This window comes from Methanoculleus sp. UBA413, assembly GCF_002502935.1.
Classification (GTDB): domain Archaea; phylum Halobacteriota; class Methanomicrobia; order Methanomicrobiales; family Methanoculleaceae; genus Methanoculleus; species Methanoculleus bourgensis.
On record NZ_DAQR01000030.1, the window covers coordinates 7,562 to 16,320 of the forward strand.

Below are 8,759 nucleotides of genomic sequence, written 5' to 3' on the forward strand. Positions count from 1 at the left end.
AGCGACGGGGTATCGGCACCGCCTACGATGAACGGCAGGTGGATCAGGCGTATCTCGTCCACGAGACGGTGGTTCAGCATGGACCAGTTCAGCGTCGGCCCGCCCTCGATCATCATCCTTGAGACGCCGTAATCGCTCTTCAGGACCCGCATCAGTTCAGGCAGGTCGACCTGGCTTTTCCCCGCCACAACAACATCGGCGCCGCTCTCCCGGAGCCAGGCAATCTTCTCAGCCGGCGCAGCCTCGCTGACAGCGATGACCGTCCGGGCGTCCGGCCCGAGGACGTTGGCGTCCGGCGGTATATCAGCCCGGTTGCTCGGGATGACACGAAGCGGGCTTTTCCCCTCGACCAGCCGGACCGTCAGGAAGGAGTTGTCGATCCTGATGGTGTTTGCCCCGACCATGATGGCGTCACATTCCGCCCGGGTCTGGTGAAGGAGAATCTCGGTCTCGGGTGCCATGTACTTCATGAGGATCTTGCTCGATGCCCCCCGCCTCAGGGTGAGTTTCCCGTCGACGGTTATCTCTGACATCATGAGCACATGCGGCCTGTCGTGATCTGCCATTGGATCTCCTTCTTACTGATCTATCTGGCGGGAGCATTTATGAATCTGGTGATTTTGCAAGATACACAACGTCCTGGAGAGGGCTATTCGGCACCGGCAGGGTATCGTTATGCAAGGCCGGATAGCGGCAGCGGTAGCCCGGTTTCCGGGACCGGTTTTGTGCCGTCTCAAATCCGGGCAGAGCAAAGGTTAAACTCTTTACGGGCTGATAAATTATGCGATGAATATAACCTCTCTGCGGCCGAAATTCATCAAATACACGGAACCAATCGCGTCATTTTTCATACGCTTGGGCATTACGCCGAATCAGGTCTCGGTGCTCTCCGTGCTCTTCGGCTTTTCGTGCGCACTCGCCTTTGCAGAGCGATGCTTTCTCGCGGGCGCCCTGCTGCTGGTCGTCTCTGCGATTCTCGACCTGGTGGACGGCAACGTCGCCAGGAAGAACCATACAGAGAGCAAGTTCGGGGCCGTCTTTGACTGGGTCGCCGATAAGTATGTCGATGCGGCGGTCATCCTCGGCGTGGGGTTCTCCGGCATCCCTATCATCAGCCACCTCGTAGACGTCCCGCCGATCGCCGATTTCGGTGTTGTAGGGCTCGCGCTCACCGGCTCCCTGATCAATACCTTCATCAAACCGGTCACCTATGCGGAGATTGGCTACACCGAGAGGATCGCCGGGAAGATCGAGGACCCCCTCGAGGGCGTCGGTTTCTTCGGCAGGCCGGAGACGATTCTCGTGCTGGTGCTTGGCGGCGTAACCGGGTACATATGGGTTGCGGTGCTCCTCATCGCGGTCTGCACGAACCTCTCTGCGATCCAGCGCATGGTCTATCTCTACCGGCGATACTCCTGACGGAAGGACATCCTTCCAGTCACTTTTCTGCAGAAGAACCGGGGAGGGATTGCCGCTCCTTCTCCACGCCTGGGTGCAGCCGCAACGAAACCCGTACGGGGCGGCGCCCCGGGGATGAAGCATGTTGTCGACACCCACATGATCTTCGCGCCTTTTCGCTAGTAGACCATTTCATCTAACATTTCCCATGAAAACCGCCCCGATTTGGCGAGTGGGAGACCCCCTGCTCTGGTGCATCGTACTCCGGGTCCGGGTTGTGCGGGGAGGGGACGAGCCCCACCTCCCGGGGCGATTCTCACCACGGTCCACTGCCCGGGCTCGCCCGGGGAATCGGTCGTGTTCATGGGTACCATCGCCTCACGCGAGCGGCTGGCGATCCGCATCAGGACCCGCAAAATAAGGTGAAATGCTCCACTAGTTGACCATTTCACCTTAATTTGAGGGAGGGAGGGCGCGAAGGTGGCAGATGGCGTTACAGTCCACTTCGCAACTTCGCGCTCAACGCGAGAGGCTACGATGTATGTGAATTTTTAGGTGCAATGCTCCACCAGCCTCCAGGGAAATTGGGTGTGTGGATGGGAGCGGGGGTCAGAGATCTGATCTCCTGGCCTTCGGCCGGATGATCTGCTCCACCTCGCCGCGGTAGAGCCGGTAGAGGCCGTCGGCGAGGCTGCCGAGTTCGGGGAGGACTGTGAAGAGGGCGTAGGCGAGGATCACGAGGAATATCAGCGCCCCAAGTTCGGCCATGACGTTGTGCGCCCAGAAGAAACTCTCGTACCCGAACTCGCCGTTGCTGGCGATTCCAGGAAGGTACGGGAACCACTGCTCGGTGTAAGCCGTGATCACGAAGACATTGCGCAAGACATTCAGGATATAGATCGTCGGGAAGACCAGAAGGAACCCGGCAATCTTCTGCCGGAGCGTCGACCGGACGCCCCAGGCGACCCCGAGCATGATGGCGATGCTCTGGATGCCGGTGCAGGCAAGGATGATCTCGGTCCGGAACCCGTTGCGCTCCATCATGTTCCAGGCGGTGAAGTTCACAGGATACCCAATCGCCGCCAGTACGGCAGAAGTCTGGTCCGTGACCGCTGCAATCAGCCAGTCCCCGAGCGCCGGTATGTAGCCGAAGGGGGCATAGACCAGGAACGCCACGGCCGCTATCGTCGAGAGCTGTATCACCCGGGGATCGTCACGGAGCAGGTATTTTGCGGTGATATAGAGGAACGGCAGCGAGAGGAGGGCTATTGCCGGGTACATGAAGTTGTTGATGGAGAAGTAATAGGGGAGCTCGAGGAAGAGGTATCCGACGATGCTTGCCCACCCGCCGATAGCGAAGTACTTACGGTACCGGCCCGGAACAAGGAATATGAGAAAACAGGCGCAGGAGATCAGCACCAGGTAATCCTTCATCCTTGTATCTTTCAGCGTATACGACATTAAAGCATTTGTGCGCCCGATCCGGCTGAACCCCCGGATGAGCCGCCACGGCCGCATGACCCGACCAAGAGTTAATTTTGATAGATAGCCAATATGTTACAATGATGTTCTGTCCACAGTGCAAAGGCCTGATGATATCATCCGGTGGTCAGTTGAAGTGTAAAAAGTGCGGTTATATCAGGGATTTTAACGATTCCGACCGGTTGACGAAGACAGACAAACGTTTGGAGAAAGAGATCATTATCGTCGATAATGTTGAGGAAGTGGCAACGCTCCCGACCATAACGACCAAATGCCCGGAGTGCGAGTGCACGACGGCATACTGGTGGTTGAGGCAGCTCCGGGCGGCGGATGAGAGCGAAGTCAGGTTCTTCCGTTGCACCGCCTGCGGTAAGACATGGCGCGAGTACGACTGATCCTCGGGCATCACGCAAACCCTCTTTTCTTTCCCTGATCTGTCATCAGGGTTTTTGGGTGCAAAGACAGACCGCCGCGCATGGGTAGTGAGCCATTTCACCTTACCTTGAGGGTGTGTGGGAGCGATCGCCACCGCACGCGAAGAGCGCGAAGGGTCCCAGTTGGGAGGAGATATACGGACTTCGCGTGAGGCGGTATCGCATGGACAATATTAGATGCAATGGCCCAGTAGTGGAGCATTTCGGCTAACATTTCCCATGAAAACCGCCGCAGTTTGGAGAGTGGGGGATCATGGCTCTGTTTGTGCCCCGGGTCCGGCTTGTGCGGGGAGGGGAGACCCCATAGGCGTTAACTTACCAGATTGGTGTAGTCAACTACCCCCTCCTAACGGAGGGGGCTTGCCACCGGGGCCCCTTGCGGGGCACAGGGTTGCACTTTAATCTGTGCGAAGGGTGACGGTTCAAAAGTCGTCCTTATTCGCACCGGCCGGTTGACGCGGCCACTACCGATTATCCGTGGCACCACGGAATCACCGGCTACCTTTCGTGCATGGTTCAGAGCACCATTGACATCAGCGTTGATCAGGGTTCCCAGAGCACTCTGGTATAACCCCCGCTTGACCCGCCGCATCCTTCCATAGGGTGGTTTGCGGATCGGGTCGAGGTTGAGCGCATCGACCTGCGAGGTGTATGCCTCGGAGTGCGAGTCATCGAACCGGATCCCGTACAGCTCGCACGTGCTCTTCAGTTTCCGCCGGAACTTGTGATACGGAATCTGCACGAAGTTCTGGGTCCCGCGCTTGCCGTGGTTGATCTTGTCCTTGATCCCATCCCAGCGAGGGAGTACAACCGTCCCGATCCGGTGCTGGAGAGCATAGTCCACGATCCAGGTCACACACCGGTTCATCGCCTCCTCGATCTGGCAGTCCCGCCGCTTCAGCAACCGTGCCTGCCGCTTCGTGATGCCGGTTATCCCCTGTTTGTCCTTGATGCTCTGCAACCGTGCGTTCTCTTTGTTGTACCACCGGTTAATTGATTTGATACGCTTACCGTCGAGAATGACGGCAGCCCCGGTGGCGGTGTCAACCATCGTCGCAAAGTTGTTGAGCCCGAGGTCGATGGCAAGGTACTGGTCGGGGTCAAGGGGGTGAGGTTGGGTAGGAACACGGTAACAAAACTCAATCTTGTAGGCCATTCCGTTGTTGACCGGCAGGATCGTGACTTCCCGGATCTGGTGCGGTTTGATGCACGGCGGGATCGGGAACGTCAGCTCCTTGCCCGTCAGCCCGTGCTGTTTCCGGAACTTGTGGGACATCCCGAGCGTGACGAACCGGCCCCGGATCGTCAGGTGTGCCCGGGGGAACGCCAGCTTGAACCGCCCATCTTTGGGGAGGTACTTCGGGGAACCGGGGCGGTATTCGAGCTGCCCGTTGCGGTACAGGGCCAGCAACTCGAAATAACTCTTATACGCCTCTTCGACCGACTTCAGCGTCTGCTGAGCAGCGTCACTGTGCAGCAACCCATAGTTTTCGTTCTCTTTTGACTGCACATAGGTGCTGTACTCTTTGAAGGGGGAGTCTTTCTTTCGCGTGTAGGGGAGGTAGGATCCAACCAACACCTCAACCCCGGAGGTGAGATCCGGACGGATCCCGTGCAGGATCGCACGGTTCTCTCGGTGCGTTGCAGAGTGCTGCCGGACGTTGTACAGCCCTACGTTATACAGGCTCTTGGCATGGTATGCGAGCGTGTCGATGAATTTCCGTTGATACCGGCGAGGTTCAAGTTCTGGTGAACCCCCTGTGCCGGATCCGGACTGTTCCCCACCTCACCCGTACAGTGGACCGTGGTGGGAATCGCCCCGGGGGTGGGGACCGGGGAGGGGGCTTGCCCCTTCCCCGCACAGGGCGGAACTCGTAGGTCCCTCCTTGTAGTCTCTACTCCGCCCGGCCTGCGGCAGTGCCCGGGCGTTCCCGGGAAAAACCATGCGGCCTGGAGAGCGGAGCTCCATGAACGTCTTTTGCAAAATAGAGTGTGAGGGAGATTCAGGATTAGTTCTTCTTTGCCTTTTCCGGGGCCTTCTCCTGTTTCTTTTCCGGAGACTTCGACTTCTTATCCTTTGCCATGAATGACACACCTCCCTCCCGAGGTGGGATATATCTACTCTTAACCGGTCTGGATATATATTTTGTGCTCACCCAACCTCTTATTCCAAAAACAAGCGATAATTGAGCCGTATTTGCCGCAGCCCGGCCATCCCCGGACGGAAGATCGCACCGAAGGGCCGGTACCGTGGGAGATCGCAGAAATCTGGTGTGGGCGGAGGGCACCGGACAGCTACGCCCCTCCCCTGAAACTGGACAGCATGTAGAGCGCAACCAGCGACAGACCCCCGATCACCTCAACGCCAACCACGAGGTCCATGATCGATATCGCGCCTGCCGCACCCGGAACTCCCGGGAACAGCCCGAGTTCGACCTGCATGCCGGCTGAGGCCGTGCCTGGCTCTGCAAGCCAGTCGAAGAAGAGCGCGGCACCGACCGTGAGCATGATGACCGCCATGAGGATGAAGATGAGCAGCCCCAGAATCTCAATCTTCTGCATCCGCTTCCTTGCGGCCCGCGCTGATGTCGCTTCCGCACTCGGGGTGATGAACGGCAGGAAAATCCCGGCCGCGATCGCCGTACTCCCCAGGAACGCCCCACCGGGCGTCAGGTGGCCGCGCGCCGCATAAAGTCCGACCACCAGGGCGAGGACGATGCCAATGGCCATCCAGGTCATCCTATGCATACGTCTCACCCCGCAACCTCTCCCGAAACCTCTTCCGGGTAGTCCCCTGTGCCGGACGCGTCTGCGGTGCACGATACCAGATCGCCGCAACCAGGAGGGGTATAGATCTATTCTCCCGCTTCATCCGTGTAGAATCCTGGATACTCCACTGCAAAAACACCGGATCTGATTCTACATGATTGAACATGATAATACTATGATTCAGTCCTAATATTTAAATCTATGTATGGCACCCCGGAGAGTTCTCACCAGGGAGGCTGACGGGCCAATTCCGGGCATATGAGAACTGCAGAAAGTACAGGAACCCGGGGCGATTCTCCTACGTTCCCGGAATACGCCAAGATTTTTAACGATTTCTCCCCAACAGATATAAGAATGGCTCGCCTTTATCTTGGAAAAATCCTGCTCCGCTGGTGCGACTCCTGCCATGTCCCCGTGCTTGGCAAGGTCTGTGCCTGCGGTGCCCAGACCCGCCCGGTAGCGGTCACGCCGCCGGGAGACGCCCGGCCTGCGTTCCCCGACGACGTCGAGCGGATCAATCGCATATACAGCGAGCACTTCGGAGCGCCGCTGATACCGGAAGGGCATCTTGCACTCCTCAACAAGGTCCCCGCCGAGGACCGCATGGACGAGATCGTCCTCGGCGGGGCGGTCGTGGGTGCGGTCCGCTACATCCCCGAGGAGCAGCGCTGGGAGCCCCTGCCGCGCCCGAACGCCGCGCTCCTGATGCGGCCAATGAGGCGCTACGTCATCGTCGACGACGGTGCCGTCCCGTTCATCAGGGACGAGGGGGCAAGCGTCCTCGCCCCGGGCCTCACCTCTATCGACCCGTCCGTCGCTGAAGACGACCCGGTCGTTATCCTGACGAGAACCGGTGAGTGCATCGGTGTCGGCAGGGCGAAGGTCGATGCCGTCACCGCCGGGACGATGGAGAGGGGAGTTATCGTCCGGACGCGCAGGAACGCCCCCTCGGTCTGCATCCCGGGCGAGGCCACATGGGAGGATGCCGTCGCGGCGAACGAGCCAATTCTTGCAGAATACGAATCCGCAAGCATCCAGTTCGTCCGGGACGTAGCGGCGAAAAACCCGCTGCCACCCACGGTCTCCTACTCCGGCGGGAAGGACAGCCTCGCGACCCTTCTGGTCGTCAAAAAAGCGCTCGGCCCGGTGCCGCTCCTCTTTGCCGACACCGGGCTTGAGTTCCCCGAGACTTACGAGAACGTGGATACGGTGGCCGCCCGCTACGGGCTCGACGTCTTCCGGGTCTCTGATGAAGAGACGTTCTGGGAGGAGTTTGAGGAACGTGGCCCGCCTGCCGTCGACAACCGCTGGTGCTGTCGGGTCTGCAAACTCCACCCACTCGGCCGCCTGATCGACGAGCACTGGGGAGAATGCCTCTCGTTCATCGGGCAGCGGAAGTACGAGTCGGTGCGGCGGATGCGGAGCAGGCGGGTCTGGCGGAACGGCCACGTCCCGCAACAGCTCTCTGCAGCCCCGATCCAGCAATGGACGGCGATGCATGTCTGGCTCTATATCTTCCGTGAGAAGGCCCCCTACAACCGCCTCTACGAGCAGGGACTCGACCGCATCGGATGTTTCATCTGCCCATCAAGCGACCTTGCGACGCTCGATATGATAAACGACGCATGCCCGGATCTCTGGTCTGCCTGGCGTGAGAGACTCGCCGGGTGGCAGGAGAAGCAGGGGCTGCCTCCCGACTGGGTCGAGCGCGGGCTGTGGCGGAAGCGGGGAGACGCGGATGAAGAAGAGGATAGTTATAATTGATTATGGGCTTGGCAACCTCAGGAGCGTCCTCCGGGGCCTCGAGCGGGCAGGAGCGGCGGCGACGGTCACGTCTGACCCAGAGGTGATCGCGGCGGCCGACGGTATCGTCCTCCCTGGCGTGGGGGCGTTTCGTGAGGGGATGGAGATGCTCAGGCACCTCGAGCAGACCGTCCTTGCCGCAGCCGGCGGTACGCCGCTCCTCGGCATCTGCCTCGGGATGCAGATGCTCATGGAGAGAAGCGAAGAGCACGGCGTCCACCGGGGGCTCGGCCTCGTGCCGGGAGATGTGAGACGGTTCATCCCGGCCGCTGGCGAGAAGGTTCCCCACATGGGGTGGAACACCATCCGTATCGAGCGGCAGGATCCCCTCTTTGAGGGGCTCGGCGCGGAGGAGTACGTCTATTTTGTCCACTCCTACTACGCGGCGACTGCACCGGAGTATACCCTGGCGAGCACCACCTACGTCCACCCCTTTGCCTCGGCCGTCAGGTGCGGGCTCACCTATGGGGTCCAGTTCCACCCCGAGAAGAGCGGCGCGGTCGGGCTCCGGATACTTGAGAACTTCATTGAGCAGGTCTGCTGAGTTGGGGCCCTGGGGTCGCCCAATATGCGCTAACGTTCGGTATGGAGACTCACGAGGATACCGGCCAATTCAGAGGACGAGGGCCGATTTGGAGCGCTATTGATTGGTTGTGATCAATAGACCTCTCTGGAAAACGGTACTGATCATTGTCGGGGGCAATCGATGAGAGCCCTACCGGCTCGCACCGGAAGTTCATCATATCCCGGGCAGGGCGGGGACTACAAGGAGGGACCTACGAGTTCCGCCCTGTGCGGGGAAAGGGCTTGCGGGCTTACCTGACCCCGCCCCCCGGCCGGCCCCCCCCCCGCTCCCCAAGCCCCGCGCCGTAG

The 8,759-nt window shown here is 59.8% G+C and carries 8 protein-coding genes and 1 pseudogene; 4 read left to right on the forward strand and 5 right to left on the reverse strand.

The window, feature by feature from the left end; genetic code table 11:
* A partial coding sequence (locus BP858_RS02390; protein ID WP_286878743.1) for a dihydrofolate reductase family protein occupies positions 1-566 on the reverse strand: 566 nt, incomplete at its 3' end.
* Positions 567-786: 220 nt separating this feature from the next.
* Here BP858_RS02390 and BP858_RS02395 point away from each other — a divergent pair.
* Positions 787-1,419: a CDP-alcohol phosphatidyltransferase family protein gene (locus tag BP858_RS02395; RefSeq protein WP_281767925.1), complete on the forward strand. Its 633-nt coding sequence runs from the start codon at positions 787-789 to the stop codon at positions 1,417-1,419.
* A gap of 588 nt (positions 1,420-2,007) precedes the next feature.
* On the opposite strand, the gene artA is transcribed toward BP858_RS02395, so the two are convergent.
* Positions 2,008-2,832 (reverse strand): archaeosortase A, encoded by an 825-nt coding sequence (gene artA / locus BP858_RS02400; protein ID WP_286878744.1) that lies wholly within the window; start codon positions 2,830-2,832, stop codon positions 2,008-2,010.
* A gap of 128 nt (positions 2,833-2,960) precedes the next feature.
* On the opposite strand from artA, the gene BP858_RS02405 reads away from it, so the two are divergent.
* Positions 2,961-3,275 (forward strand): transcription factor S, encoded by a 315-nt coding sequence (locus BP858_RS02405; protein WP_214167045.1) that lies wholly within the window; start codon positions 2,961-2,963, stop codon positions 3,273-3,275.
* 385 nt (positions 3,276-3,660) lie between these two features.
* Here BP858_RS02405 and BP858_RS02410 read toward each other — a convergent pair.
* The 3 genes and pseudogenes from BP858_RS02410 to BP858_RS02420 form a co-directional block, all read right to left on the reverse strand.
* Positions 3,661-5,043 (reverse strand): annotated as a pseudogene (locus BP858_RS02410) (RNA-guided endonuclease InsQ/TnpB family protein); the annotation flags it as partial.
* A gap of 280 nt (positions 5,044-5,323) precedes the next feature.
* Complete coding sequence (locus BP858_RS02415; protein ID WP_214167046.1) at positions 5,324-5,470, reverse strand: hypothetical protein; 147 nt, start codon at positions 5,468-5,470, stop codon at positions 5,324-5,326.
* A gap of 139 nt (positions 5,471-5,609) precedes the next feature.
* The gene (locus BP858_RS02420) at positions 5,610-6,062 is read right to left on the reverse strand and encodes an MnhB domain-containing protein (protein ID WP_214167047.1); all 453 of its coding nucleotides are present in this window, start codon (positions 6,060-6,062) and stop codon (positions 5,610-5,612) included.
* A gap of 375 nt (positions 6,063-6,437) precedes the next feature.
* Between BP858_RS02420 and BP858_RS02425 the strand changes: the two genes are divergently transcribed.
* Both BP858_RS02425 and hisH read left to right on the forward strand, forming a co-directional pair.
* Positions 6,438-7,847 (forward strand): phosphoadenosine phosphosulfate reductase family protein, encoded by a 1,410-nt coding sequence (locus BP858_RS02425; protein WP_286878745.1) that lies wholly within the window; start codon positions 6,438-6,440, stop codon positions 7,845-7,847.
* The gene (hisH, locus tag BP858_RS02430; RefSeq protein WP_286878746.1) at positions 7,822-8,430 is read left to right on the forward strand and encodes an imidazole glycerol phosphate synthase subunit HisH; all 609 of its coding nucleotides are present in this window, start codon (positions 7,822-7,824) and stop codon (positions 8,428-8,430) included. The genes BP858_RS02425 and hisH overlap by 26 nt, the downstream gene beginning before the upstream one ends.
* Positions 8,431-8,759 lie beyond the last annotated feature (329 nt).